General features: G+C 69.6%; 23 protein-coding genes. 14 read left to right on the plus strand and 9 right to left on the minus strand.

All coding sequences use genetic code 11. From position 1 onward, the window contains the following. Nucleotide 1: 1 nt before the first annotated feature. The gene (locus tag U4012_RS12920; protein ID WP_321798975.1) at nt 2-901 is read right to left on the minus strand and encodes a LysR family transcriptional regulator; all 900 of its coding nucleotides are present in this window, start codon (nt 899-901) and stop codon (nt 2-4) included. Nucleotides 902-1,000: 99 nt separating this feature from the next. Between U4012_RS12920 and U4012_RS12925 the strand changes: the two genes are divergently transcribed. Beyond that, entirely contained in the window at nt 1,001-1,981 is a 981-nt protein-coding gene (locus U4012_RS12925) for an NAD-dependent epimerase/dehydratase family protein (protein WP_124489056.1), read from the plus strand. A gap of 74 nt (nt 1,982-2,055) precedes the next feature. Here the strand turns inward: U4012_RS12925 and U4012_RS12930 are convergent, their stop codons facing one another. The 5 genes from U4012_RS12930 to U4012_RS12950 form a co-directional block, all read right to left on the minus strand. Next, nucleotides 2,056-2,757, minus strand: a complete 702-nt coding sequence (locus U4012_RS12930; protein WP_321798978.1) for a DUF2848 domain-containing protein — start codon at nt 2,755-2,757, stop codon at nt 2,056-2,058. A gap of 49 nt (nt 2,758-2,806) precedes the next feature. Next, nucleotides 2,807-4,126 (minus strand): MFS transporter, encoded by a 1,320-nt coding sequence (locus tag U4012_RS12935; protein WP_321798980.1) that lies wholly within the window; start codon nt 4,124-4,126, stop codon nt 2,807-2,809. Nucleotides 4,127-4,216: 90 nt separating this feature from the next. Next, the gene (locus tag U4012_RS12940) at nt 4,217-4,903 is read right to left on the minus strand and encodes a DUF4286 family protein (RefSeq protein ID WP_321798982.1); all 687 of its coding nucleotides are present in this window, start codon (nt 4,901-4,903) and stop codon (nt 4,217-4,219) included. Nucleotides 4,904-5,002: 99 nt separating this feature from the next. Beyond that, nucleotides 5,003-6,073 (minus strand): LysR family transcriptional regulator, encoded by a 1,071-nt coding sequence (locus U4012_RS12945; protein ID WP_321799056.1) that lies wholly within the window; start codon nt 6,071-6,073, stop codon nt 5,003-5,005. 222 nt (nt 6,074-6,295) lie between these two features. Continuing rightward, the gene (locus U4012_RS12950) at nt 6,296-7,087 is read right to left on the minus strand and encodes an SDR family oxidoreductase (RefSeq protein ID WP_321798984.1); all 792 of its coding nucleotides are present in this window, start codon (nt 7,085-7,087) and stop codon (nt 6,296-6,298) included. A 426-nt stretch (nt 7,088-7,513) separates the two neighbouring features. Between U4012_RS12950 and U4012_RS12955 the strand changes: the two genes are divergently transcribed. The 11 genes from U4012_RS12955 to U4012_RS13005 all read left to right on the plus strand — a co-directional run bounded on the left by U4012_RS12955 (nt 7,514) and on the right by U4012_RS13005 (nt 20,838). Further along, complete coding sequence (locus U4012_RS12955) at nt 7,514-8,389, plus strand: neutral zinc metallopeptidase (RefSeq protein ID WP_321798986.1); 876 nt, start codon at nt 7,514-7,516, stop codon at nt 8,387-8,389. Between the two features lie 524 nt (nt 8,390-8,913). Continuing rightward, nucleotides 8,914-9,645, plus strand: coding sequence for a helix-turn-helix transcriptional regulator (locus U4012_RS12960; RefSeq protein WP_124489048.1), 732 nt, complete (start codon nt 8,914-8,916; stop codon nt 9,643-9,645). A gap of 324 nt (nt 9,646-9,969) precedes the next feature. Further along, complete coding sequence (locus U4012_RS12965; RefSeq protein WP_321798989.1) at nt 9,970-11,472, plus strand: aldehyde dehydrogenase family protein; 1,503 nt, start codon at nt 9,970-9,972, stop codon at nt 11,470-11,472. 106 nt (nt 11,473-11,578) lie between these two features. Next, nucleotides 11,579-12,919 (plus strand): aspartate aminotransferase family protein, encoded by a 1,341-nt coding sequence (locus U4012_RS12970; RefSeq protein WP_044846672.1) that lies wholly within the window; start codon nt 11,579-11,581, stop codon nt 12,917-12,919. A gap of 252 nt (nt 12,920-13,171) precedes the next feature. Further along, nucleotides 13,172-14,674, plus strand: coding sequence for an APC family permease (locus U4012_RS12975; protein WP_321798992.1), 1,503 nt, complete (start codon nt 13,172-13,174; stop codon nt 14,672-14,674). Next, on the plus strand, nt 14,671-15,261 hold the full coding sequence (locus tag U4012_RS12980; RefSeq protein ID WP_321798994.1) for a DUF3156 family protein: 591 nt from the start codon (nt 14,671-14,673) through the stop codon (nt 15,259-15,261). The genes U4012_RS12975 and U4012_RS12980 overlap by 4 nt, the downstream gene beginning before the upstream one ends. Nucleotides 15,262-15,321: 60 nt before the next feature. Beyond that, entirely contained in the window at nt 15,322-16,260 is a 939-nt protein-coding gene (locus U4012_RS12985) for a helix-turn-helix domain-containing protein (RefSeq protein ID WP_044846726.1), read from the plus strand. Nucleotides 16,261-16,436: 176 nt separating this feature from the next. Beyond that, on the plus strand, nt 16,437-17,645 hold the full coding sequence (locus tag U4012_RS12990) for a porin (protein WP_321798996.1): 1,209 nt from the start codon (nt 16,437-16,439) through the stop codon (nt 17,643-17,645). Nucleotides 17,646-17,838: 193 nt separating this feature from the next. Beyond that, a complete protein-coding gene (locus U4012_RS12995; RefSeq protein ID WP_321798998.1) occupies nt 17,839-19,077 on the plus strand; it encodes an ABC transporter substrate-binding protein in 1,239 nt (412 codons plus the stop codon). A 34-nt stretch (nt 19,078-19,111) separates the two neighbouring features. Next, a complete protein-coding gene (locus U4012_RS13000; RefSeq protein WP_321799000.1) occupies nt 19,112-19,981 on the plus strand; it encodes a sugar ABC transporter permease in 870 nt (289 codons plus the stop codon). After that, nucleotides 19,978-20,838 carry a carbohydrate ABC transporter permease gene (locus U4012_RS13005; RefSeq protein ID WP_044846678.1) on the plus strand — a complete coding sequence of 287 codons (861 nt, stop codon included), beginning with the start codon at nt 19,978-19,980 and terminating at the stop codon, nt 20,836-20,838. The genes U4012_RS13000 and U4012_RS13005 overlap by 4 nt, the downstream gene beginning before the upstream one ends. Before the next feature lie 9 nt (nt 20,839-20,847). On the opposite strand, the gene U4012_RS13010 is transcribed toward U4012_RS13005, so the two are convergent. Continuing rightward, nucleotides 20,848-21,870: a LacI family DNA-binding transcriptional regulator gene (locus U4012_RS13010; protein ID WP_321799002.1), complete on the minus strand. Its 1,023-nt coding sequence runs from the start codon at nt 21,868-21,870 to the stop codon at nt 20,848-20,850. 6 nt (nt 21,871-21,876) lie between these two features. Between U4012_RS13010 and U4012_RS13015 the strand changes: the two genes are divergently transcribed. Next, nucleotides 21,877-22,797: a phosphatidylinositol-specific phospholipase C gene (locus U4012_RS13015; RefSeq protein WP_153227283.1), complete on the plus strand. Its 921-nt coding sequence runs from the start codon at nt 21,877-21,879 to the stop codon at nt 22,795-22,797. Between the two features lie 114 nt (nt 22,798-22,911). Here the strand turns inward: U4012_RS13015 and U4012_RS13020 are convergent, their stop codons facing one another. Both U4012_RS13020 and U4012_RS13025 read right to left on the minus strand, forming a co-directional pair. Then, the gene (locus U4012_RS13020; protein WP_321799006.1) at nt 22,912-23,250 is read right to left on the minus strand and encodes a hypothetical protein; all 339 of its coding nucleotides are present in this window, start codon (nt 23,248-23,250) and stop codon (nt 22,912-22,914) included. Nucleotides 23,251-23,290: 40 nt separating this feature from the next. Beyond that, the gene (locus tag U4012_RS13025) at nt 23,291-23,902 is read right to left on the minus strand and encodes a LysE family translocator (RefSeq protein WP_044846680.1); all 612 of its coding nucleotides are present in this window, start codon (nt 23,900-23,902) and stop codon (nt 23,291-23,293) included. An 83-nt stretch (nt 23,903-23,985) separates the two neighbouring features. Here U4012_RS13025 and U4012_RS13030 point away from each other — a divergent pair, with 83 nt between their 5' ends. After that, complete coding sequence (locus U4012_RS13030; protein WP_321799009.1) at nt 23,986-24,513, plus strand: GNAT family N-acetyltransferase; 528 nt, start codon at nt 23,986-23,988, stop codon at nt 24,511-24,513. Nucleotides 24,514-24,522 lie beyond the last annotated feature (9 nt).

Genomic DNA, 24,522 nt, shown 5'->3' on the forward strand with positions numbered 1-24,522 from the left:
CCTAGTCGGCCGTCCCTTCGGCATACCCACGCAGCCCGTTCGCCAGCGCATCGAATACGGCCCGGCAACGCGGGCTCGTCCGCAGATCCTCGTGCATGACCATCCAGGTTTCCAGTTTCGTCGCGGGCCCGTCCGGCAGCACGCGCACGAGCCGTGCATCGCGCTGCGCGAGCCGGTTCTGGCAGAAGCCGATCCCGTAGCCCGCGCGAATCATCGCGAGCTGCGCGAGATTGCTGTCGGTGCGCAGCGCGAATGCATCGCGGTTCCACAGCGGCATCCCGCGCCCCGCCGCGCGGATGAACGGCGTGACCGTATCGAAGCCGATCAGCGCGTGATGGGCGAGTTCGTCCGTCGATGACGGCGTACCGTTGCGCGCCAGATAGTCGTCGCGCGCATGCAGCCCGACTTCCAGCTGGCCGATGCGCCGCGCGACGAGCGCCTCCTGCGCGGGCGGCGCCATCCGCACCGCGATGTCGGCCTCGCGATTCAGCACGTCCTGGATGCGGTCGGTCGGCACCAGTTCGATCACGAGCCCCGGATGGTCGCGCCGCAACTGCGCGAGCATCGGCGGCAGCACCTCGACCGCGATCACGTCGCTGGCCGAGATCCGCACGGTGCCGCGCACGCCCGCGCCGTGGCTCGCGGCCGCGCGCTCGAACGCGGCCGCCGCGCTGCGCAGCGCCTCGGCATGGCCGCGCAGCGCCAGGGCCGCCTCGGTCGGCAGCAGCCCCGACGGCGAGCGCGTGAACAGCGTCTGGCCGAACGCGGCTTCGAGCGCCGCGACGTGGCGGCCGGCCGTCGGCTGCGTGATGCCGAGCGTGCGCGCCGCGCCCGACAGCGAGCCTTCCGTCAGCACGGCGAGGAAGGTGCGGTAGCGTTCCCAGTTCAGATCGATGGCCATGCATAAATGTATAGCCGATGCATCGGGTTAGGCAATTCCTTGTTAGGCGGCCTCGCGCCAGAATGGGTGCTGACAACGGTTCATTCACGGAGAACGGCAATGACGGCGAACGCAGGCGGGACGCAACGACAGGCACTCGTGCTCGGCGCGAGCGGAGGTATCGGCGGCGAGGTCGCGCGTCAGTTGCGCGATGCCGGCTGGCAGGTGCGCGCGCTCAAGCGCGGGCTCGACGCCGAGACCGTGGAGCGCGACGGGATTGCATGGCTGCGCGGCGACGCGCTCGACCGCGAGGCGGTGGTTCGCGCGGCGCGCGGCTGCAGCGTGATCGTGCATGCGGTGAATCCGCCCGGCTACCGGAACTGGTCGACGCAGGTGCTGCCGATGCTCGACAACACGATCGCGGCGGCGACGCTGGCGCAGGCGACCGTCGTGCTGCCTGGGACGGTCTACAACTATGGCCCCGACGCGTTTCCGGTGCTGCGCGAAGAGGCGCCGCAGCATCCGGTGACGCGCAAGGGCGCGATCCGCGTCGAGATGGAGCGGCGGTTGCAGGCGGCGACCGCGCAGGGCGTCCGGACGATCATCGTGCGGGCCGGCGATTTCTTCGGGGCGCACGCCGGCAACAACTGGTTCGGGCAGGCGCTCGTCAAGGCCGGGCGGCCCGTCGCGGCCATCAGCGTGCCGGGCCGGCCGGGCGTCGGCCATCAATGGGCGTACCTGCCGGACGTCGCGCGCACGATGGTCGAGCTGCTCGAGCGGCGCGACACGCTGGCGCCGTTCGCGCGCTTCCACTTCGGCGGTCACTGGGACGCGGACGGCACGCAGATGGCGCAGGCCGTGCGCCGCGTCGCGCAGCGGCACGGGATGCGGCCGACGGTGCGGCGTTTCCCGTGGTGGCTCGTGTGGGTCGCGGCGCCGTTCGTCACGACGATGCGCGAGATGCTCGAGATGCGCTATCTGTGGCGCGAGCCGCTCCGGATGGACAACGCGCGGGTGACGGCGGTGCTGGGCCGCGAGCCGGTGACGCCGCTCGATACGGCGGTGGAGGCGACGCTGGCCGGGCTGGGCTGCTTGCGATGACGGCGAGCGCTGAAGGCGGGTGACGGGGCCGCGTGCGGGCGGGTTCTTTATTGCCTGCGCACCTGCCACCGCCTTTACGCGACAACCGGCAATACCTCGACCTCGTACCGGTGCCGCAGGCTGCGCCCGAGCACCGGATCGTGGAGTTCCATCTCGAACGCGTCGCCGTCGCCCATCGCCGCGATCGCGCCGTGTACGGCGACCGTGCCGCCGAACATCGCGCAGCGCGCGGGCATCGTGCGCCGGTCGTCGAAGCGGTGCCACAGCGCGGCGGGCGCAAGCAGCCCGCTGACCGCGCCGTGCTGATATGCGACGCGCTCGCCGCCGGCTTTGATCCACCACGAACGCATCTCGATCGCGTCCCAATGATCGGCGACGTCCGCATGACGCCACGCGTCGCGGCCGAGCGGTTTCGCGCACACCTGTTTCGACACCGCGACGCCGTAGGCCTCGACTTCCCGATCCGTATGATCGGAGCCGACCGTCACCAGCGTGCCGACCGGGCTGTCGATCAGCACGCACTCGATCTCGCCGCCCGAGCGTGCGCCGAGCACGCCGATCGACGGCGCTTGCGTGAGCAGCGCGGACGACACGCGATAGAAACACGGCGTGGCCGACGGCGGCGCGACGCCGAGCGCCGCGAGTTCGTCGATGTGTGCGCGGATCGCGTCCGGATCGCGCCCGGCCCAGCCGGCGATCACGACACGTTCGATCTCGACGTCGACCTGGGCGGGCGCGCCTTGCAGGGCCATCACGTTGAACGACAGGGCTTGCATGCGGGTATCCGTTCGAAGTGCGAATGAGTGAAACGACCGGCGGGGATGTTCAATCCGCGAGCGGCCGGTGCGCGGTCTCGCGCGCGGCCAGCAGCGCGATCGACGTGACGACGAGCGCCGCGGTGACGTACAGCGATACGGCCGTCGTCGTGCCCGTCTGGCGGAACAGCGTGGCGATCACGAGCGGTGCGAAGCCGCCGCCGGCGATGCCGGCGAGCGTGTAGGCCAGCGACGAGCCCGCATAACGCACGCGGGTCGGGAACTGTTCGGTGACGAACGCGCCTTGCGGGCCGTACATCACAGCATGGATCACGAGGCCGATCGCAACCGCCGCGACGATCGCGCCCGGCCGCGCCGAATCGAGCATCGCGAAGAACACGAACGCCCACACGATCCCGGCGATCGCGCCGGCGAGGTATACCGGACGGCGTCCGAAGCGGTCCGACAGCGCGCCGAAGAACGGCACGGCGAGCGCGTTGCAGGCCGTGCCGATCATCACGGCCGTCAGCGCGACCGGCCGCGACAGGTGCAGCACGGTCGTCACGTAGGTCAGCGTGAACACGACGATCAGCGCGTACAGCACGTCGGAGCCGATCCGCGAGCCGCCGGCGATCAGCAGGCGCCGCCAGTGACACTTCAGCACTTCTGCGACAGGCACGTCGGCGGTCGCGTGCGACTCGGCGAGCTGCTCGAACTGCGGTGTTTCGTCGACGCCGCGCCGCAGCCAGAAACCGAATACGACGAGCAGCGCGCTGGCCGCGAACGGCACGCGCCAGCCCCACGACAGGAAGGTGTCGGACGTGGTGGAGAGCGTCACGAGCGCGATGCAGCCGGTGCCGAGCAGCGTGCCGAACGACGGCCCGATCTGCGTCCACGACGCGGACAGTCCGCGCCGTTTCTGGTCGCCGTGCTCGACCGACAGCAGCACCGCGCCGGCCCATTCTCCGCCGAGCGCGACACCCTGCACGAAGCGCAGCGCGACGAGCAGGATCGGGCTCAGGATGCCGGCCTGCGCATAGGTCGGCAGCGCGCCCATCAGCGCGGTCGTGACACCCATCAGCACGAGCGTGAGCATCAGCACCGCGCGGCGGCCGATGCGGTCGCCGAGGTTGCCGAACACGAAGCCGCCGAGCGGACGCGACACGTAGCCGACCGCATAGGTCGAGAACGCGAGGATCGTGCCGGCCAGCGGATCGACCGACGGAAAGAACAGGTGGTTGAAGACGAGCGCGGCGAGCGTGTTGTAGATCGTGAAGTCGTACCACTCGAGCGACGTGCCGATCATGCTCGCGGTCGCGAGTCGGCTGTTGCGGACGCGGCGGGGCGCGTGGGCGGCGGGCTGGGCGAGAGTGCTCATGGTGTCGGGCATGTCGTGAAGGAGGACGGGGGTGACGCGCGGGGACCGATGCGCGGGCCGCGTGCGGATCACGGACGGCGCGGCCGGTGGCGGCGTCGGCGTTCAGGCCGGCAGCGCGGCGGCGGCCGGTTCGGCTTCGGCGTCGCGACCGGCAGCCGGCAGCGGCGCGGCGGCGCGCCACAGCAGGTCGAAGGTGCGCACGTCGTCGTGACCGGCGATCGCGGCGGCGACGCGGCGCGTGGCCGCGGCATCGCTGCCCTCGATCAGCACGAGCGCGTCGGCGGCCGGACGCGCGGCCGCGTCGGCGCCGATCGGCGCGGACAGGTCCGGCGCGGTGCGGAACAGCCGGGCCGCGTGGATGCCGGGCTCGTGCAGCGCCGCGTCGAAGCGCTCGCGCAGGTGCGGCACGTCGACGCGCTCCGGCGGCAGCACGAACAGCGCGAGATGCATGCCTTCGCCGTCGCCGGCCTCGATCGTCAGGTCGCCGACCCGCCGCTGCGTGCCCGTCATCCGTTCGAAGTTCGCGAGCGACCACGCGGTCTGCTGCGTGAACGCGCGCCGGTACGCGTCGCTATGGAATACGTCGAGCGTGTCCGTCACGTACAGCGCGAGGTACTTGCGCGGGCCGCCGTCGGTCGCGCGAAACCGGCGCGCATGCGTGAAGCCGGGAATCGCGACACGCTCCTGCATGTGCTCGCGGTCGTACCACGCGTTGAAATCGGCTTCGTGCGCGGGATCGATGTCCGTCCAGACGCAGAGCTGGCCGTGCGGAAGGGAAAGGCGGGACATGGCGGGTTCCTTGTGACGGGGTGTGTCAGGAACCGCAGTGTCCCGAAGACGGGCCGCACCCGTCCAACAAGAAAACAAATTCGCGGTGAACAGGTTTTCTTATGAGCGGCGCGGGCGGCGTTTCGCCGGGGTGGCGGGCGATGTGGATTGGGGCGTGCGTTTTGCCGACGCGGGTCGGGCTTTTTTCGCCGAGCGGGCGGGGGACTTGTCGACGATGTCGGTTTCGGTTTCGGTTTCGGCCTCGGCCTCGGCCTCGGCCTTTGCCGACGCGGCGGGCTTCGTATGGCTGGAAACCGCCGGCATCGCGCGCGCGACTTCGCTCGCCAGTTCCGCGATGCGCGCGGCGACCGGCAGCCCCTGCGTGCGATACGACGCGACGAGCGGCAGCGCGGGGAATTCGGGTTCGACGTCGAGCAGTTCGAGCGCGCCTTCCTGCAGTTCGCGCCCGATGATCGCGGGCGGCAGCGCGGCCACGCCGAAGCCGTCGGCGACGAGCCGGATCATCGCGGCGACCGACGTGATGCAGTTGATGCTGGCCGGCCGCTCGACGGCCGCGAACAGCCGCTCGATCGTCGCGTGCGGGCCCGAGTGGCGCGAGAAGCTGATGATCGGGTACGCGGCAAGCCGCGCGACGTCGAGCCGTTCGCCGCCGAGCCCGAGACGCGGGCTCGCCGCCCAGCGCACCGGGAATTCGCACAGCGGCAGGTTCGTGAAGTCGGGGCCCGGCACCGGGTCGGTCTGCAGGATCAGGTCGACGCCGTCGGTGCTAAGCAGGCGGATCAGGTGCAGTGTCGTGTCGCTGGTAATCTCGACGTCGAGGCGCGGATAGCGCTCGCGCAATTGCGCCATCAGTGCCGGAAACCAGCTGTGCACGATCGACTCGATCACGCCGATCCGGATCAGCCCCGCGTCGCTCGCTGCGTCGATGTCGCGCCGCATCTCGCTGTCGAGCCGCACGATGCGTTCCGCGTACGCGAGCATGCGCCGCCCCGCGGGCGTGAGCGTCGCCGAGCGCGTGTTGCGGTCGAACAGCCGCACGTCGAACGCTTCTTCCAGCGACGCGATGCGGCTCGACACGGCCGCCTGCGTCGTGTGCAGTTTCTCGGCCGTGAGCCGGAAGTTCTCCAGCTTCGCGAGCCAGACGAAGGTTTCAAGAAACCGGATGTTCATCGAATGCCGATCGGTGAGGCAGGGCCGCGCGGGGGCGGCGGGATCGGTCGATGTTAGCGGATTTCCGGGGCGGGAAGCGCGCGCGGCGTGGTGCATGCGCCGGGCGAAGGGACGGGCGGTCGCGTGCCGGCGGGCGAGCGCGGCCGCCCGTCACGATGCGCGCGCGGGCGATGCGTCTCCGTGCAGCGAAGATGCGTCGTGCGGGCGGCGTATCCCCATGCATCAAAGCGTGTCGAATGCGAGGGTCGGCACGTCGACGACCGTTGCGCCGCCGTCGGCGACGAGCGTCGCGCCCGTTACGAACGACGCATCCGGTGATGCCAGGAATGCGCATACGGCCGCGATCTCGTCCGGATCGGCCGCGCGCCGCAGCGGCACCTCGGCGCTCACGCGGGCATACGCGCCGTCGAGCGTGTCGCCGTATGCGGACATCAGCGGTTCCATTTCCGCATCGGCCATCGGCGTGCGGACCCAGCCCGGGCACACAGCGTTCGCGCGCACACCGTGCGGCCCGTAGTCGCGTGCCAGCGATCGCGCGAGCCCGAGCAGCGCATGCTTGCCGACCGTGTAGCCGCATACGCCGGGCCCGGCCGCAAGCGCGGCGATCGACGCGACCAGCACGATACTGCCGCGCTGCGCGATCAGGTCGGGGAGGCACGCGCGTGCGCTGACGAACGCGGTGTCGAGGTTCGCATGCAGCGCGTCGCGCCATTGCGCGTCGTCGGTTTCGTCCGCGCGGCCGAGACCGTGGCCGCCCGCGCACGCGACGAGCGCATCGACGGGGCCGAACCGCCCGGCGATCTCCGGCAGGAAGCGGGCCCAGTCGGCCGTGCCCGCGGCGTCGCCGGCGAGCGCGAGGCCGCCCGTCTCGGCGGCGAGCGCGTCGAGCGGGGCGCGGCGCCGCCCGATCAGCACGACGCGGTCGCCACGGGCGGCGAAGCGGCGCGCGCACGCGGCGCCGATGCCGGTGCCGGCGCCGGTGATCGCGATCGTACGGGGTTGCGGGTGCGTCATGTCGTTCTCCGGAAGGGGGGCGTTCCGGTCACTTTAGGCGGCGCCGACGCGCGCCGGTATCCGCCGAAAGGATGAACGCGCACCGGCCGGACGGTCGAGGGCCGCGCCCGGCACCGGGCCGAACGGCACGACCGCGGCCATTTTGCAAAGGCTGACGATGTTCGGCGCCGAATCGCTCTATCCTCCGTATTTTTGAGATAGTTCGCGAAAGCCCGGCAAAATAGCGCGGGCGAGCCAGCGCACCGGTACGGTGCGCGCCGGCCGGCCGATTCCGTCGTGCAAGCGGAGCGGCAGGCGGCGAGATCGGCGTGGGTGCGCGCCCGATACGGAGGCATCGCGTCTGCCGATCGCGCAAGGCGCGCCGGCTGATCGCCCGGTTGCGCATCGCGCGGCCGGACCATCGACAAGAACAGGGAGGGGCCGGCAATGAGGCTGGACGACGAAAGAGAAAGCGTGAACGTCGAGGATCGACGCGGCGGCGGGTTCGGCGGCGGGCGTGCGACGATCGGCATCGGCACGATCGTGGTCGCGCTGGCCGCATCGTATTTCTTCGGGATCGACCCGCGCGTCGTGCTCGAAGGCGCGTCGGCGCTGCAGGGCCGCCAGCAGCAGGCGCAGCCCGCGCCCACGCAGCACCAGGGCGCGCCGGCGAACGATCCCGGCGCGGTATTTACGCGCAAGGTGCTCGGCAATATCGAGCGCACGTGGACGGGCGTCTTCAACACCCAGTTGCATGCGCAGTACCAGCCGCCGAAGCTCGTGATGTTCACGAACTCGACGCCGACCGCGTGCGGCACCGGCCAGACCGCGATGGGGCCGTTCTACTGTCCGGGCGATCGCAACGTGTACATCGATCTCGGCTTCTACGACGAACTGCGCAAGCGCTTCGGCGCGGGCGGCGATTTCGCGCAGGCCTACGTGATCGCGCACGAAGTCGGCCATCACGTGCAGAACCTGCTCGGCATTTCCGACAAGGTCGATGCCGCGCGCCGCCGTTCGAGCGAAGCGCGCTCGAACGCGCTGTCGGTGCGGATGGAACTGCAGGCCGACTGCTTCGCCGGCGTGTGGGCGAACAACGCGCAGCGCGCGAACCAGCGGCTGATGGAGCCCGGCGATTTCGAGCAGGGGCTGAAGGCGGCGGCTGCGATCGGCGACGATCGGCTGCAGCAGCAAGGCCAGGGCTATGTCGTGCCGGAGAGCTTCACGCACGGCACCAGCGAGCAGCGCGTGTACTGGCTGCGGCGCGGGATGGAGTCGGGTGAAGTAAGTGCCTGCGACACGTTCGCCGCGAACGCGCACTGACGCGGACCCTGACTGACCGGGCGCGGCGCACACGCTGCCGCGCCGCCGTTTCGCGGCCGCGCGTGCGGCCGCTCCGCGCATTTCGCTGATCATTCCGATCGCGCTCGATCGGCGCGCGATGTTCCGCGCCGCCCTCGACATCCATTTTCGATCGCACGGCGCGCGGCGCATGCCTATCCGACGCGGATTCTGTCGTCGGGACACGGCCGGTGCGTGCGATGTCTCGTGCCACCGTCGACAGCCATCATCGTCCGCACGGCTCGCGGCGCAAGACTTCCCGGTGCGGATTCTGTCGTCGGGACACGGCCGGCGCGCGCGATGACCCGCGCCACCGTCGACAGCCATCATCGTCCGCACGGCTCACGGCGCATGCCTTCCCGACGCAGACTCCGTTGTCGCGGCATGGCCGGCAGCCCCGTCATACGTCACCCACGGACGAATTGCCGATTTGTGCTCACCGGCCCATTTCGGCGCGGGTAGGCTGGCCCGACCTTCGACGCGTTCGGCCGCCGGCCGCTCCCATCATGCCGACCTCATCCGCTTCCGCCGACCACGAAGCCGCCGACTGGCAGCGCGCGCTACGCGCGTGCGTCGATGCGTTCGACGCGTTTGCGAGCCCGTCCGCGACCGTGTTCTACCGGCTCGACCTGAGCGGCGAGCCGGCCGATTTCGAGCTGTTCGGGATGCCGGAGGCGATGCATCGCACCTACATCGCGCGCTACCGGATGCTCGATCCGCTGCACCCGTCGCGCTGCGCGGCAGGTGAACGTGCGGTCGTGACGCTCGCGTCCCAATTGCCTGACGAAAGACGCGATGCGTCCGCGTACTGGACCCGTTTCCTGCGACGGCACGACGTGGCCGACGTCGTCGAGATCTGGCTGCGCGACGACGCGGGCCGCACGGTCGGCGCGTTTTCGCTGCTGCGCTTCGGGACGGGCGACGCGGACGGCAACCGCACGGCGGGCCGGTTCGCATCAGGCGAGATCGACGCGCTGGCACGGCTGCAGCCGGTCGCCGAAGCCGCGCTGGCGCCGCTGCTGCGCGCGCGGCGCGGGATTCACCGGATCGGTTGCGAGGAGCGGTTGACCTACCGCGAGGAGCAGATCGCCCGACTCGTACGCGACGGCCGCTCGAACAAGGAAATCGCACGCGATCTCGCGCTCGGCCAGCCGACCATCAAGACACATCTGATGCGCATGTACCGGAAGCTCGGCGTGTCGAACCGCACCGAGCTGGTCGGCGCGTTGTTCCTGTAGCTTTTCCGCATCCGCATCCGCATCCGCATCCGCATCCGCATCCGCACCCGCACCCGCACCCGCACCCGCACCCGCACCCGCACCCGCACCCGCGTCCACGTCGCACCGATCGCACCGCATCGCACCACGCCACACCGCGCCATCGATCCGACGATAACGCGACGCTCGCACGCCGCCATTCCACGTTCCCGAGTCACCCGCGTTCCGGTCCCGCACGCGCTTGCCAATTTGCGCTCACCGGGCGCGATCCCCCGTCGATACAGTGGTTCGACACCCGCATGCCGAAGCGCACGCGGCCCAGTCATGACAATCATCGAGACGCCCATGAGCACCACGAACTTCGTCGCGGTCAGCGACACCGTGCGCACCTTCGTCGCACGCGACTTCGGCCTTTTCATCGACGGCGCCATGCAGCGCGCGCACTCGCCCGCGCGGCTCGACGTGTACGACCCGGCGACGGGCGAGCGGCTCGCGACGGTCGCCGATGCCGACGCGCACGACGTCGACCGCGCGGTCGCGAGCGCGAAGCAGGCGTTCGACACCCGCGTGTGGAGCGGGCTGCGCCCGGCGGACCGCGAGCGCATCCTGCTGAAGCTCGCCGACCTGATCGAGGCCGACGCCGAAACGCTCGCGCAACTCGAAACGCTGAACCAGGGCAAGTCGATCCACGTGTCGCGCGCGATCGAGGTCGGCGCGAGCGTCGAATATGTGCGCTACATGGCCGGCTGGGCGACCAAGATCACCGGCCAGACGCTCGACGTGTCGATCCCGTTTCCGCCCGGCGCCCGCTATACGGCCTATACGCGCAAGGAGCCGGTCGGCGTGGTCGCGGCGATCGTGCCGTGGAATTTCCCGCTGATGATCGCGGTGTGGAAGCTGATACCGGCGCTCGCGGCCGGCTGCACGATCGTGCTGAAGCCGTCGCCGGAAACGCCGCTCACCGCGCTGCGCCTCGCCGAACTCGCCCTCGACGCCGGCGTGCCGCCCGGCGTGTTCAACGTCGTCACCGGCGGCCGCACGTGCGGCGCCGCGCTGTCGAGCCACCCGTCGATCGCGAAGATCTCGTTCACGGGTTCGACCGCGACCGGCAAGCTGGTCGGCGCGGCGGCCGTGCAGAACATGACGCGCTTCTCGCTCGAACTCGGCGGCAAGAACCCGATCGTGATGCTCGACGACGTCGACGTCGCGCAGGCGCTCGACGGCGTCGCCGCCGGCGCGTTCTTCAACCAGGGGCAGGTGTGCGCGGCCGCGTCGCGCATTTACGTCCATCGCAGCAAATTCGCGCAGCTGGCGGACGGCCTCGCGGGCGTTGCGCAGTCGATGAAGCTCGGCGCGGGGCTCGATACCACCGCGCAGATCAACCCGCTCGTCTCCGCGCACCATCGCGACAAGGTCGTCGAGCACATCGAAGGCGCGCGCCGCGCGGGCCTCACGTTCCTCGCGGGCGGCACGCCGGCCGACGACCTGCCCGGCTACTACGTGAAGCCGGCCGTGATCGCCGATCCGCATCCGGACAGCGCGATCGTGCGCGACGAAGTGTTCGGCCCGGTGATCGTCGTCGTGCCGTTCGACGATGCGGCCGACGCGGTGCGTCTCGCGAACGCGTCGCCGTACGGCCTCGCCGCGAGCATCTGGAGCAACGACCTGAAGCGCGTGATGAACCTCGTGCCGCAGATCGAGGCCGGCACCGTGTGGGTGAACTGTCACATTCCGCTCGACCCGTCGATGCCGTTCGGCGGCTACAAGCAATCGGGCATCGGCCGCGAGTTCGGCCAGTACGCGATCGAAGGCTTCACCGAAACCAAATCCGTCTGCCTCGCGCACTGACGCGCGGCGCCTGCGCCGAACACCACGAACCCCGCGAACACCCCGAAAACCTCGAACCTCGACCCCGGGCGGTCGAGATTCAAACGATCCAAAAGTGGAGATTGCAATGAGCTACAACGAAGCGAAATTCTGGCACCCGATGCTGCACCCGAACGAAATGAAACAGCGCAAGCCGATCCGCATCGTGCGCGGCGACGGCTGCTACGTGTTCGACGAAACCGGCAAGCAGCTGGTCGACGGCGTCGCGGGCCTGTGGAACGTGAACGTCGGGCACAACCGCCAGGAAGTGAAGGATGCGATCGTGCGCCAGCTCGACGAACTCGAATACTTCCAGCTGTTCGACGGCATCTCGCATCCGCGCGCGGAAGAGTTGTCGAAGAAGCTGATCGACATGATGGAGCCGGAAGGGATGCGCCGCGTGCTGTACAGCTCGGGCGGCTCGGACTCGATCGAGACCGCGCTGAAGATCGCGCGCCAGTACTGGAAGGTGCGCGGCCAGGCCGACCGCACCAAGTTCATCTCGCTGAAGCAGGGCTATCACGGCACGCACTTCGGCGGCGCGTCGGTGAACGGCAACACGGTGTTCCGACGCAATTACGAGCCGAACCTGCCCGGCTGTTTCCACGTCGAGACGCCGTGGCTGTACCGCAACCCGTTCACGCAGGATCCGGAGGAACTCGGGCGGATCTGCGCGGAAATGCTGGAGCGCGAGATCCAGTTCCAGAGCCCCGACACGGTCGCCGCGTTCATTGCCGAGCCGGTGCAGGGCGCGGGCGGCGTGATCGTGCCGCCGGCCAACTACTGGCCGCTCGTGCGCGAGGTGTGCGACCGCTACGGCGTGCTGCTGATCGCCGACGAAGTCGTGACCGGCTTCGGCCGCAGCGGCAGCCTGTTCGGCAGCCGCGGCTGGGGCGTGCGCCCCGACATCATGTGTCTCGCGAAGGGGATCTCGTCCGGCTACGTGCCGCTCGGCGCGACGGCCGTGAACGCGCGGATCGAGGATGCGTTCGCCGCGAACGCGGACTTCGGCGGCGCGATCATGCACGGCTACACGTACGCAGGGCACCCGGTCGCCTGCGCGGCCGCGATCGCGAGCCTCGACATCGTCGTGAAGGAAGACCTGCCGGCGAACGCGGCGAAGCAGGGCGCGTATCTGCTCGAAGCGCTGCAGTCGTTCCCGGAACGCTTCGCGGCGGTCGGCGAGGTGCGCGGCAAGGGGCTGATGCTCGCGCTCGATCTCGTCGCGAACAAGCAGACCCGCGAGCCGATCGACCCGCTGTCCGGCTATGCGAACGCGGTCGCGGAAGTGGCGCGCGAGCACGGCGTGCTGGTGCGGCCGGTCGGCACGAAGATCATCCTGTCGCCGCCGCTCGTGATCCAGCGCGAGCAGCTCGACCGGATCGTCGACGCGCTCGCGGCGGGCTTCGAGGCCGTGCCGTTCGCATGAGGCCGTGACGGCATGAGCGCATGACGCCGAACCGGCGGTGGAGGGCGGGATAACCCGTTCACCACCGCCGGTTTGCCGATTTGCGCTATGACCGGATTATTTTGCCTGCGTATTTTTTCGACATCGGATCAGGTTTGGATCGACAGGGGCCCGGGTGCCGGCGCTTGAGCGCCGCCCCGGGCCGACCGCGAAGCATGGCTCGGAGCGGGCGCCGCAGCGCCGGTTCCGGCCCGAAAAGGGAAGGAGACGAAGATGTCGGGATGGTCTGGAATGACCGGCGCAGCGGGCGACACGCCCGCCGGTGCGTCGGCTGAAGCGGGCGGCGGCACGGCGCTGAAGGCCGGTGCGGTCGGGTTTCCGACCGCGCTGGCGAGCGCCGTCGGCCTCATCATGGCGAGCCCGGTGATTCTCACCGCGACGTCGGGCTTCGGGATGGGCGGCTGGGCGTTCGCGGTCGCGATGCTCATCGCGTTCGTGATGATGCAGGCGCAGGCCACGACGTTCTCCGAAGCCGCCGCGATGCTGCCGACGGCCGGCTCGGTTTACGATTACCTGTCATGCGGGCTCGGCCGCTTCTGGGCGATCACCGGCACGATTTCCGCGTATTTCCTCGTGCACGTGTTCGCCGGCACGGCGGAGACGATCCTGAGCGGCATCATGGCGCTCGTGAACTTCGAATCGCTGAACGCCGCGCTCGAGAAGCACAACAGCTCGTGGCTCGTCGGCGTCGGCCTCGTGGTCACGTTCGCGATCACCAACGTCATCGGCATCAAGGTGTTCAGCAAGCTCGAGATCGTGCTGACGGCCGGCATGTGGCTGTCGCTGATGATCTTCGGCATCCTCGGCCTCGCGGCCGCGCCGGCCGTGCATCTCGACGGCTGGTTCGGCGGCTCGGAAGTCGGCACGTCGGTGCCGGCCGTGCTGTCGCTGGTCGGGATGGCGATGTTCATGTTCGTCGGCTGCGAGTTCGTCACGCCGCTCGCGCCGGAAATGAAGGCGCCGGGCCGCACGATTCCGCGCGCGATGGCGCTCGGCCTCGTCGGCGTCGCGATCTGCATGTTCCTGTACGGCGCGGCGATCCGCCGCCAGGTCGCGAACGTGCCGGTGAGCCCGGACGGCCTCACGCACCTGCTCGACACGCCGGGCGCGATTCCCGCGTTCGCGCTGCAGGTGCTCGGGCCCTTCGGCCGCATCTGGTTCGGCATCGCGTTCCTGTGCGCGGGCGCCGCGACGATCAACACGCTGATGGCCGGGCTGCCGCGCATCCTGTACGGGATGGCGATCGACGGCGCGCTGCCGCGCTGCTTCGCGTATCTGCATCCGCGCTTCAAGACGCCGGTGGTCGGCATCGTCGCGGCGGCGGTCGTGCCGATCTTCCATGCGTGGCTGATCAACGGCAATCTCGACAGCATCCTGCACCTCGTGCTCGCCGCGACCTGCGCATGGGGCACCGCATACCTGCTCGTGACCGCGTCGGTCGTGATGCTGCGCATCCGCCGCCCGGACCTGCCGCGCCCGTACCGTTCGCCGCTGTTCCCGCTGCCGCAGATCGTGTCGAGCGTCGGCATCGTGCTCGCGATCTGGTACATCACGCCGCCCGGCATGAATGCGCGCGACATCTACGTGCCGTTCGGCGCGATGCTCGGGCTCACCGCGCTGTACGCGCTGTTCTGGACGCTCGTCGTGCAGCGCCGGCATCCGTTCAGGCCGGTGCCGGTCGAGGAAGTGCTGCGCAACGAGCACGTCGCCTCGTGAGGGCCGCGCTCGCCCGCTGGCGCGCGGCGCCCGACGCACCGCCGCCCGGCCACCGGCCGGGCGCGATCGCCGCGCGCGTGCTCGCCGACCTCGGTGCGGTGCGCGACGCGAACGGCGGCGCGGCCGAAATCCTGGCCCGGCTGCCGAACGGCGTGCGCGTGAGCGTCGAAGAACGCGTCGACCGCCAGTTCCTGATGCATACGGTCAGCGTGCAGGTGTCGATCAGCGCGGACGGCCCGGCCGCGCAGGGCCTTGCACGCGTGCTGCAGACCGGCTGGCTGCGGCGCACCGGCATCGCGGCCGCGCCCGAGCCGGGAAGCGACCCCGGATTCGCGCGGACGGTGGCCGCGCTCGTCGCCGATTCGTCGCTCGCCGGCGCGCTGCGCCCGCTGCACCTGACCGACTGTACGATCGCCGCGCGCGACGGCCGCTGGACGCTCGCCGTCGTGCCGTTCGGCGGCAGCGAGGTCGTGAACCGGATGCCGTCGTTTCGCCGCTACGTGCGCGTGACCGGTGAGCAGGCCGCCGCGCTGTCGGCGGCCTGTCTTGCATTCGAAACTGCACTGCGCGGAATTTTGCGGGGGTAAGCTGTGGCGCTGCGTGCCGTGCGGCCGCAGCGTGGAATCAGGGTTTTACCGGAGATGCCGATGCTGTTCCAGTCACGCTCACACGAAGACGTGCATGACCACGGGCTCGCGATCGCGGGTTGGCATCAGGTCTACCGCCAGATGACGCCGGGCCGCTTCAGGGGCACCGTCACGCAGGTGCTGTACGACGACTTCCATTTCTTCCGCGAGACGACCAACCGGCGTGTCGCGCAAACCGGCCTCGCACCGGCCGGGCGCACGTCGCTCGCGGTGCCGCTGTCGGTGCCGCTCGCCGGCACGTTCCAGAGCCAGCCGGTCGACGGCTATGCGCTGCTCGCGCTGCGCGCCGGCGAGGATTTCGAATTCCATACGCCGGAAGGGATGGGGCTGGTCGGGATCAGCGCGGCGTCGGACATGGTCGACGAGCTCTGCGAGGCCGAATTCGGCGCAGCCGGCGCGCGCAAGCTGCGGCACGTCACGCGGCTGTCGGACGCGCAAGGCGTCGCGCTCGGCGCGCGGCTGTCGTCGCTGATCGACGACGCGCAGCGCAACCCGGGCTGCCTCGAATACGCGGCCACCCGCAAGATGTTCCGCGACACGATGCTCGGCATGTTCCTCGATGCGCTCGAGCAGGGCATCGGCGTCGAGCGCCGCGACATCACGCACGCCACCTACAGCGATATCGTCAGCCGCTGCGAGAAACACCTGCGCGACCGGCCCGAGGAACCCGTCACCGTGCTCGAGCTGTGCCGCGCGCTGCGCTGCAGCCGCCGCACGCTGCAGACGAGCTTCCAGCGCGTCGCCGACGTCACGCCCGTCGGCTATCTGCGCACGATCCGGCTGAACGCGGTGCGGCGCCTGCTGCGCACGACGTCCGCGCATCAGCTCGGCGTCGGCGAGGCCGCAGCAAGCTGGGGCTTCACTCATCTCGGCTATTTCGCGCGCGAGTATCGCGACCTGTTCGGCGAGCTGCCGTCGCAAACCTTGCGCCCCGAATGACGTCTTCGCATCGCGACGGCGCCGCCGGGCGCCGCCGCGTGTCGCCCGTTCCGTTCGCTTCACCATTTGCTGATTTGGGATAGGGGTCCCGAATTTTCGCTGGATAGAGTCCTGTCACCGAAATCGACAACACCGTCGGTTCGCACTGCGAATCGATGACAACAGAGGGACGGGACATGAAGATCGGACGAAGACTGGCCGCGGCCGCGGCCACGCTGGGTTGCATGCACGCGCACGCGCAGACCTCCGGCACCGTGACGCTGTACGGCACCGTGGACACCGGCGTCATCTATTCGACGAACCAGCAGTTCACGCGCGCCGACGGCAGCACGGGCGGCGGCCATGCATGGCAGATGGGCGGCGGCAACCTCGTGCCGTCCCGCTTCGGATTTCAGGGTGCCGAGCCGCTCGGCGGCGGGCTCGACGCGGTGTTTTCGCTCGAGCAGCAGTTCCTGTCCGCGAACGGGCAGGCGCTGCAGGGCGGCACCGCGTTCAGCCGGCAGGCGTGGGTCGGGCTGCGCCAGGAGGCGATCGGCACGCTCGGCCTCGGCCGGCAATACGACTCGTACACGGACATGCTCGGCGCGTATGTATCGAGCAACAACTGGGCGACGCCGTACGGCTCGCACCTCGGCGACGTCGACAACCTGAACGCCGCGTTCAACTTCAACAACGCGGTGAAGTTCACCAGCGCGGATTTCAACGGCCTGACGTTCGGCGGCACGTTCAGCTTCGGCGGCCAGGCCGGCGACTTTTCCGCGAAGCGCGGCTATGCGGTCGCCGCGACCTACACGCGTGCGCCGGTCGCGTTCTCGGTCGGCTATCTCGACCTGCACCAGCCGCTCGACGCGGCGCTCGGCGGCGCGAGCGGCTATATCGGCGACTTCGCGTGCAGCAACCCGGGCGCGATGTACTGCCTGCTGCAGGACGCCGGCTCAATGCGCGCGTTCGGCGCGGGCGGCTCGGTGACGCTCGGCGCGGCGACGGTCGCGCTGACCTACACGCACACGCGCCTCGGCGACAGCCGCTATTTCTCGACCGGCGCGCAGCCGCGCACGCAGGCGTTCACGTTCGACATCGGCGAATTGAACGTCACGTACATGTTCACGCCCGCGCTGCAAGGCGGCGTCGCGTACATCTTCAACGCCGCGCACACGGACGGCCGCGGCACGACGCGCTTTCACCAGGTCAACGTCGGCACGAACTACAGCCTGTCGAAGCGCACCGCGCTGTATGCGGTCGCGATCGGCCAGATCGCGAGCGGCACGGGGCTCGGCACCGACGCGAACGGCAATGCGATGAACTATGCGCAGATTCCGGTGCTCGCGAACAGCAATTCGAGCCGGCAGCTCGCGGTGATGGCCGGGATTCGCGTGAACTTCTGACGGCACGCACACGACGGCACGGGCGGCGGGCGGGGCGGGCGGCCGCACCGTCGGCCGCTTTCGCCGCGTGCCACAAATTCTTAACGATCGACGTGAACAATGGCGTTCGCTTCAGGCCGCCCGAAGCGTCGCCCGCGTTGCACACGTGTGCAACGCCCGGCGGCTCGCCACCACGCCGATCGAGAGAGACCACATGACCCTGCTGAGCCGCCTGCGCGCGCTGTCCGCCGCCGTTGCGCTGTCCGTTGCCGCCTCGCACGCCTTCGCGGCGGACCTCGTCATCGCGGGCCGCGACGACATCTACGGCAAGGGGCTGGCCGACGCCGTCGCCGGCTTCACCAAGCTGCATCCGGGCACCGACATCGAGTTGCTCAAGCTGCCGAACGCGAACCTGTACCAGAAGCTGAAGCTGTCGATGCGCGAAGGCACCGGCACGTACGACCTCGTGATGATGGACGATACGTGGGCACCCGAATTCATCGGCAACGGCTGGCTGAAGCCGCTGCCCGCAGCGCTCGCCGACGCCGATCTCGTGCCGTCGGCGGTCGCGCTCGGCCGCAACGCGGCGGGCGCGCTGTACGCGCTGCCGATCGTCGGCAACGTCGAGATGTTCGCGTACCGGAAGGATCTGCTCGCGAAGTACCAGCTGCAGCCGCCGCGCAACTGGGACGACGTGCTGAAGATCGCGCAGACTATCGGCGGCGCGGACAAGAGCGTGTCGGGCGTCGTGTTCCGCGGCACCAAGGGCAACCCGGTCGTGACGGGCTTCCTGCCGATCCTGTGGGCCTACGGCGGCGACGTGTTCGACCGTGCCGGCAACGTGACGATCGATTCGCGCGAGTCGCAGGCCGCGCTCAAGACTTTCCTTGCGCTGAAGACCGCCGCGCCGAAGGACGTCGACGTATACGGCGCCGCCGAGGTGCGCGACGCACTGCAGCGCGGCACGGCCGCGCAGTCGATCGAGGTGTGGCCGGCGTGGATCCCGGCGCTCGACGATCCGAAGCAGTCGCGCGTGGTCGGGCAGATCGCGCTGCAGCCGCCGCCCGGGCAGACGGCCGGCCCGGCGCCGATGCTCGGCATCTGGCAGATGGGCATTCCGAAGGATGCGCCGCACGCGAAGCTCGCGCAGGATTTCCTGGCCTACCTGAGCTCGCGCGACACGCAAACGCGTCTCGCCGGGATCGGCATTCCGCCGACGCGCCGCAGCGTGTTCGCCGATCCGGCGCTGGTGCGCCAGTACCGCTGGTACCCCGATCAGCTGAAGGCGCTCGAGGCCGGCCGTGCGCGGCCGCGCGTGAAGGACTGGCAGCAGGTCGAGAGCATTCTCGGCGACCAGCTGCAGCTCGCGCTGACCGGGCAGGCCGCTCCCGACGCCGCGCTGCGCCAGGCGCAGCAGAAGATCGCGCAGGCGATGGCCGCGGCCGGCAAATGACGGCACGCCGCCACGCATCGTCCGGAAACCGCGCATGAAAGCCCTCGGCCGCGGCCTGCCGTTCGTCGCGCTGCTCGGGCCCGCGCTGCTGGTGCTGGCCGCGCTCGCGCTGTACCCGGTCGCGCAGGTGCTGATCGACTCGTTCTGCCAGGTCGACTATGCGGCCGGCCGGCGCGCGTTCATCGGGCTCGCGAATTATCGCGCGGTGCTCGGCGACGACGCGTTCGCGGCCGGTTTCGGCAACACGCTGCGCTTCACGATCGCGGCGTCGCTCGTCGAGGTCGCGCTCGGCTTCGGTCTCGCGCTGCTGTTCGTGCGCGCGTTTCCGGGGCGGCGCATTGCGCTGCCGCTCGCGATCCTGCCGATGATGCTCTCGACGCTCGTGTGCTCGGCGATCTGGCGCAACTGGCTCAACTTCGACGGCTTCCTGAACGCGCTGCTCGCCGCGTTCGGCGTCGAAGGCGTGCGCTGGCTGTCCGATCCGCATCTTGCGTTGTGGTCGCTCGCGCTCGTCGACGTATGGCAGTGGACGCCGATGGCGTTCCTGATCGTGCTGGCCGGGCTGCAATCGATCCCGCAGGAACTGTACGAAGCCGCGCGCACCGACGGCGCGAGCGAATGGCAGTGCCTGCGCGACATCACGCTGCCGCTCGCGGCGCCGCAGATCGGCCTCGCGCTGCTGCTGCGCTCGATCGACACGTTCAAGCTGTTCGACAAGGTCTACGCGCTGACGGGCGGCGGCCCCGGCAACGCGACGCAGACGCTGTCGACCTACATCTACGACACGGGCTTCCGCTTCTTCAACGTCGGGCCGGCGAGCGCCGCGTCGGTGCTGATGCTCGCGGCGTCCGCGCTGCTCGTTTCGGGGTACGTATGGCAGACGGTTCGCAAGCGGCGCGCATGACGGCGCGATCCGCGTACCTCGCGCACGCGCGAAAGGGTGCCGCGTTCGCGCATGCCGCGCCGTGGGCGCTGCGCATCATTGCGCTCGCGCTGTTGTTGCTGCCGTGCCTGTGGATGGCCGGCGCGGCGTTCATGCCGACGCTCGAGCGCCTCGATCATCCGCTGCGGATCTGGCCGGCTGCACCGACGTTCGAGCATTTCGCGTCGGTGTGGTCGAACGGTATCGGCGCGCCGCTCGCCAATTCGCTGCTGGTCGGGTTCGGCACGACGCTGCTCGCGCTGACGCTCGCGTTTCCGGCCGCATACGCGCTCGTGCGGCTGCGGTTTCCGGCGCGGCTGGATGTGCTGTTCCTGATGCTCGTGCTGGCGTTGAAGCTGATGCCGCCGATCACGATCGCGGTGCCGCTGTTCGCGCTCGCGAAGCGGCTGCATCTGCTCGATTCGACGCTCGGGCTGATGCTTGCTTACCAGATCTACGCGCTGCCGATGGCGATCTGGATGCTGCTCGCGTTCGTGCGCGACGTGCCCGTCGAATACGAGGAGGCCGCGTGCATCGACGGCGCGGGGCTCGCGCGGCGGCTCGTGCAGATCGTGTTGCCGCTGTGCGCGCCGGGGCTGATCGCGACCGCGATCTTCGTGTTCATCGCCGCATGGAACGAGTTCCTGATCGCGCTGCTGTTCGTGTCGACGCCGAGCCGCTTCACGCTGCCGCTCGCGATTGCCGGCTACGTGACGGAGAACGGCATCGACTGGGGCGACCTGATGAGCGCGGGGCTGCTGGCGTCGCTACCGACCCTTGCGGTGGCCGGCTACGTGCAGCGCTACCTGCTGCGCGGCTTCGCCGGCGGGCTGAAGTGACGCGACGCGTTACGTGCAGCTATGCCGCACCACGTGCGTAACCGGCACGACCCGCGTGCGCGAGGCGCCGTCGAACGTCTGGATCCGGTCGGCGAGCAGGTCGACGGCCGCGTGCGCGAGGCCTTGCGTGTCCTGGCGCAGCGTCGAGAGCCGGTAGGCGTCGTATGCGGCGGCGGGGATGTCGTCGAAGCCGATCACGCGCAGGTCGTCGGGCACGCGCAAGCCGAAGGCGTCGCGCGCGGCGTCGATCATGCCGAGCGCGAGCAGGTCGGACGAGCAGAACACACCGTCCGGCCGCTCGCCCGTCGCGAACAGTTTCTGTGCGGCGTCGAGGCCGCATGCATGCGTGTCGGAGTCCGTATCGATCACGCGGACGAGCGCCGCATCGTACGCGTCGCCCCGTTGCAGCGCCTGCGCGAACGCATCCGCGCGCGCGCGTGCGCTGTAGCTCGCGGTGCGCGGCCCGACGAACGCGAGCCGGCGCGCGCCGGTCCGCACGAGCCGTTGCGCCGCATGGACGGCGCCCGCCGCGTTGTCGCTGACGACGACGTCCGCGCCCGGCAGGTTCGCTTCGCGGTTGATCATCACGACGGGAATCCGGTGGTCGAGATACTGCTGCGCGACCGACAGCGGCGGCGAAGCGGACGTCATCACCAGGCCCGCGATCCGGTAGCTGAGCAGCCGTTCGAGCGATTGCCGGACTTGATGCGGATCGTCCGCATTGGTCACGAGCGGCGTGAACGCGCGCTGCCCGAGCGCGGCCATCAGGTCCGACAGCAGCCGCGCGCGGAACGGATTCTCGAACCCGGCCGTCACGACGCCGATCATGCTGCTGCGCTGCGTGATCATGTCGCGCGCGATCAGGTTGACCTGGTAGCCGAGCGCACGCGCGGCCGCCATCACGCGTTCGCGCGTCTCAGGCGCGATGCTCGCCGTCGGCGAGAACGCGCGCGACACCGCGGAGCGCGACACGCCGGCCCGCACGGCGACATCCGACGCGGTCACCCATGTCTTTCTTTCCTTGTCAGTCATCGATTCATGATCCCTTCGCGACACGAAGCCTCCACGCCGCTGGCCGACTGGATGTCGGCGCTCGACGACGCGCGGCCGCTGCATACGCTGACCCTACCGGGCAGCCATGACACCTGTGCGTATACGGTCGACGATCCGCTCGTGCGCACGCAGCGCGCGCCGCTCGATGCGCAGCTCGCGCATGGCGTGCGGCTGCTCGACATTCGCTGCCGGCACCGGGGCGATACGTTCGACATCCATCACGGCGGCATCGCGCTCGGCCTGTCGTTCGACGACGTGCTCGCGGACTGCACGCGCTTTCTCGATGCGCATCCGCGCGAATGCATCGTGATGTCGGTGAAGGACGAATGGCCCGCGCATGCGTGCACGCGCAGTTTCGACGCGACGTTCGATGCGCATTGCGCGCGGCATCCGCGGCTGCGCTGGCATGCGGGCGGCGCGCTGCCGGCGCTCGGCGACGTGCGCGGCGCGATGGTGCTGTTGCGGCGGTTCCGCAGCAGCCGGCCGCTGGGCATCGACCTGACCGCGTGGCCCGACAATGCGACGTTTACGGTCGATCATCCGGATGCGGCGTTCGTGATCCAGGATGAATACCGTGTGCCTGTCGCCGGGTCGATCCATTACAAGTGGCGTGTGATCGATGCGCTGCTGAGCCGCATGCCGTCGCCGGAGAGCGGGCGCTGGGCGATCAATTTCTGCAGCGGCACGGGGATGGGCGCGAATCCGTCGGTGGTCGCGCGCGGCGACGGCAGGGTGGTCGGGATTCAGGCGCGGCTCGCGGCGCGGTTGCGAGAAGCGCGCGGGCCGTGTGGCGCGATGCTGCTCGACTTCTGCGACGACGATGACTGGGCGTTGGTGCGGGCGTTGGTTGAGTGTAATGAGGATGTGCCTGTGGCGGGTGGCAGGCGCAGGTCGGTGGGTTGTTAGCGCATTCGCATTGACGATTGCGAACTAGCTGATCGGGGCACTGCCTGAGAAAGGTGAAATGCGTGGCATTCGAGACGCCGTCGATATCGAGGACCGATCGCGCGGGTGGGGCAATCAGTACGTGTCGCCGATCGTGATGCAGAAATGCAGCTGGTCGGTTGTCCCGGGGTATTCGTTGTGCCACACCTTCGATTCGGACACCATCGTGCTGCGGCAGAACGCGGCGGCCTCCGCCAGCGGCCAATCATCAAGACTCACGGTGCCCTGCGGAGCGCTGCCATGTCCGACACGTCCGTCGGCAGTCAGGACCCAACCTTCCCAACCATAGATCGGAATGCGATGACGCTCGCAATAGTCAATGCATTCGAGCGCGGCGTCGAGCGGAAGCACGATCTCGCGACGAGAAATCGACGGTGCGGCAAGTGCCGCGGGAATTTTCTCGAGTTGCGGCATCGCAGGTCTGCAGAGAGCGGTAGGGTGTGCGATCGACGGACTACCGCGTCGCAATCGCCACCGCCGCACCCGCCATCGCGGTCGCGCTCGTGCGGTTCGCGACCCGCTTCGCGCGTGCCGACGTCAGAAATGCGCGCGCACGCACCGCGAGCAGCGACCAGAAGCAGTCGGCGAGGATCAGGATCGCGAGCATCGTGCCGACGAGCTCGGCCCACGCGAGCACACCGACGTGCGTCAGATCGACGATCGTCGGCAGCAGCGCGAGATAGAACAGCATGATCTTCGGATTGCCGAGCGTGACCAGCGTGCCCGCGACGAACATGCGCCACGGCGACTGCCCGCGCGGCAGGTCGCCGGCCTGCGTGTCGGTCGGCGCGGTCCACATCTTCCACGCGAGAAACAGCAGGTACGCGACGCCGAGCAGCTTCAGCACGAGCAGGCCCGTCTCGAACGTGCGTGCGAACGCCGACAGCCCGGCCACCGCCAGCGTGAGCCACAGCGCCTCGCCGATCCACATCGCGGCGAGGAACGGCAGCACGTCTCGCACGCCGTTCGTCAGCACGCGCGCGACGAGCGCGGCGACGCTCGGGCCGGGCGTGCCGGCGGTGACGAGCAGGGCGATGGCGAACACGGCGAGCGCGGACAGCGTCATGGCGAACCTCGTGGGCAAGGCGTTCGAAAGGTATGAAGTTTCGATTATAGTGACGGCCGTTCCTGCCTGCCTACCTCGTCGTGATGACAGTATCGATCCGGATTCGTCCCGCCACGCGGGAAGACGCGGCCGCGATGGCCGCCGTGGAAGTGGCCGCCGCCCAGCGCTTTCGCGACATCGGCATGTCCGACATCGCCGAAGGCGAGCCGACCGATGCGGCCGACGTGCTCGCACGCATCGACGACGGTCGCGCGTATGTGGCGACGGACGAAGCGGGGGCCTGCGTGGGTTTCGCGTTCTACCGGCTGCTCGATGCGCAGCGGCTTTATCTGGAGGAGCTGGACGTCGCGCCGTCGCATGCGGGGCAGCGGATCGGCGCGCGCCTGATCGAACGGATCATGACGCGCGCCGCGCGAGACGGCATCGCGCAGGTCGTGCTGTCGACGTTTCGCGACGCGCCGTGGAATGCGCCGTACTACGCGCGCCTGGGCTTCGACGTCATCGACGACGCATCGCTCGACGACACGCTGCATGCGATCCGCGCGCATCACGTCGCACGCGGGCTCGACGAGACGCAGCGCGTGTTCATGCGCGCGGACGTGCGCGCATGAACGTGCCGC

The organism is Burkholderia sp. BCC1988, from assembly GCF_905339895.1.
In the GTDB taxonomy this organism is placed as follows: Bacteria; Pseudomonadota; Gammaproteobacteria; order Burkholderiales; family Burkholderiaceae; genus Burkholderia.

What these genes read in the sequence shown, in the direction of transcription:
- U4012_RS12920 (WP_321798975.1), bottom strand. Translation starts at nt 901, where the DNA reads ATGGCCATCGATCTGAACTGGGAACGCTACCGCACCTTCCTCGCCGTG.
- U4012_RS12925 (WP_124489056.1), top strand. Translation starts at nt 1,001, where the DNA reads ATGACGGCGAACGCAGGCGGGACGCAACGACAGGCACTCGTGCTCGGC.
- U4012_RS12930 (WP_321798978.1), bottom strand. Translation starts at nt 2,757, where the DNA reads ATGCAAGCCCTGTCGTTCAACGTGATGGCCCTGCAAGGCGCGCCCGCC.
- U4012_RS12935 (WP_321798980.1), bottom strand. Translation starts at nt 4,126, where the DNA reads ATGCCCGACACCATGAGCACTCTCGCCCAGCCCGCCGCCCACGCGCCC.
- U4012_RS12940 (WP_321798982.1), bottom strand. Translation starts at nt 4,903, where the DNA reads ATGTCCCGCCTTTCCCTTCCGCACGGCCAGCTCTGCGTCTGGACGGAC.
- U4012_RS12945 (WP_321799056.1), bottom strand. Translation starts at nt 6,073, where the DNA reads ATGAACATCCGGTTTCTTGAAACCTTCGTCTGGCTCGCGAAGCTGGAG.
- U4012_RS12950 (WP_321798984.1), bottom strand. Translation starts at nt 7,087, where the DNA reads ATGACGCACCCGCAACCCCGTACGATCGCGATCACCGGCGCCGGCACC.
- U4012_RS12955 (WP_321798986.1), top strand. Translation starts at nt 7,514, where the DNA reads ATGAGGCTGGACGACGAAAGAGAAAGCGTGAACGTCGAGGATCGACGC.
- U4012_RS12960 (WP_124489048.1), top strand. Translation starts at nt 8,914, where the DNA reads ATGCCGACCTCATCCGCTTCCGCCGACCACGAAGCCGCCGACTGGCAG.
- U4012_RS12965 (WP_321798989.1), top strand. Translation starts at nt 9,970, where the DNA reads ATGAGCACCACGAACTTCGTCGCGGTCAGCGACACCGTGCGCACCTTC.
- U4012_RS12970 (WP_044846672.1), top strand. Translation starts at nt 11,579, where the DNA reads ATGAGCTACAACGAAGCGAAATTCTGGCACCCGATGCTGCACCCGAAC.
- U4012_RS12975 (WP_321798992.1), top strand. Translation starts at nt 13,172, where the DNA reads ATGTCGGGATGGTCTGGAATGACCGGCGCAGCGGGCGACACGCCCGCC.
- U4012_RS12985 (WP_044846726.1), top strand. Translation starts at nt 15,322, where the DNA reads ATGCTGTTCCAGTCACGCTCACACGAAGACGTGCATGACCACGGGCTC.
- U4012_RS12990 (WP_321798996.1), top strand. Translation starts at nt 16,437, where the DNA reads ATGAAGATCGGACGAAGACTGGCCGCGGCCGCGGCCACGCTGGGTTGC.
- U4012_RS12995 (WP_321798998.1), top strand. Translation starts at nt 17,839, where the DNA reads ATGACCCTGCTGAGCCGCCTGCGCGCGCTGTCCGCCGCCGTTGCGCTG.
- U4012_RS13000 (WP_321799000.1), top strand. Translation starts at nt 19,112, where the DNA reads ATGAAAGCCCTCGGCCGCGGCCTGCCGTTCGTCGCGCTGCTCGGGCCC.
- U4012_RS13005 (WP_044846678.1), top strand. Translation starts at nt 19,978, where the DNA reads ATGACGGCGCGATCCGCGTACCTCGCGCACGCGCGAAAGGGTGCCGCG.
- U4012_RS13010 (WP_321799002.1), bottom strand. Translation starts at nt 21,870, where the DNA reads ATGACTGACAAGGAAAGAAAGACATGGGTGACCGCGTCGGATGTCGCC.
- U4012_RS13015 (WP_153227283.1), top strand. Translation starts at nt 21,877, where the DNA reads ATGATCCCTTCGCGACACGAAGCCTCCACGCCGCTGGCCGACTGGATG.
- U4012_RS13020 (WP_321799006.1), bottom strand. Translation starts at nt 23,250, where the DNA reads ATGCCGCAACTCGAGAAAATTCCCGCGGCACTTGCCGCACCGTCGATT.
- U4012_RS13025 (WP_044846680.1), bottom strand. Translation starts at nt 23,902, where the DNA reads ATGACGCTGTCCGCGCTCGCCGTGTTCGCCATCGCCCTGCTCGTCACC.
- U4012_RS13030 (WP_321799009.1), top strand. Translation starts at nt 23,986, where the DNA reads ATGACAGTATCGATCCGGATTCGTCCCGCCACGCGGGAAGACGCGGCC.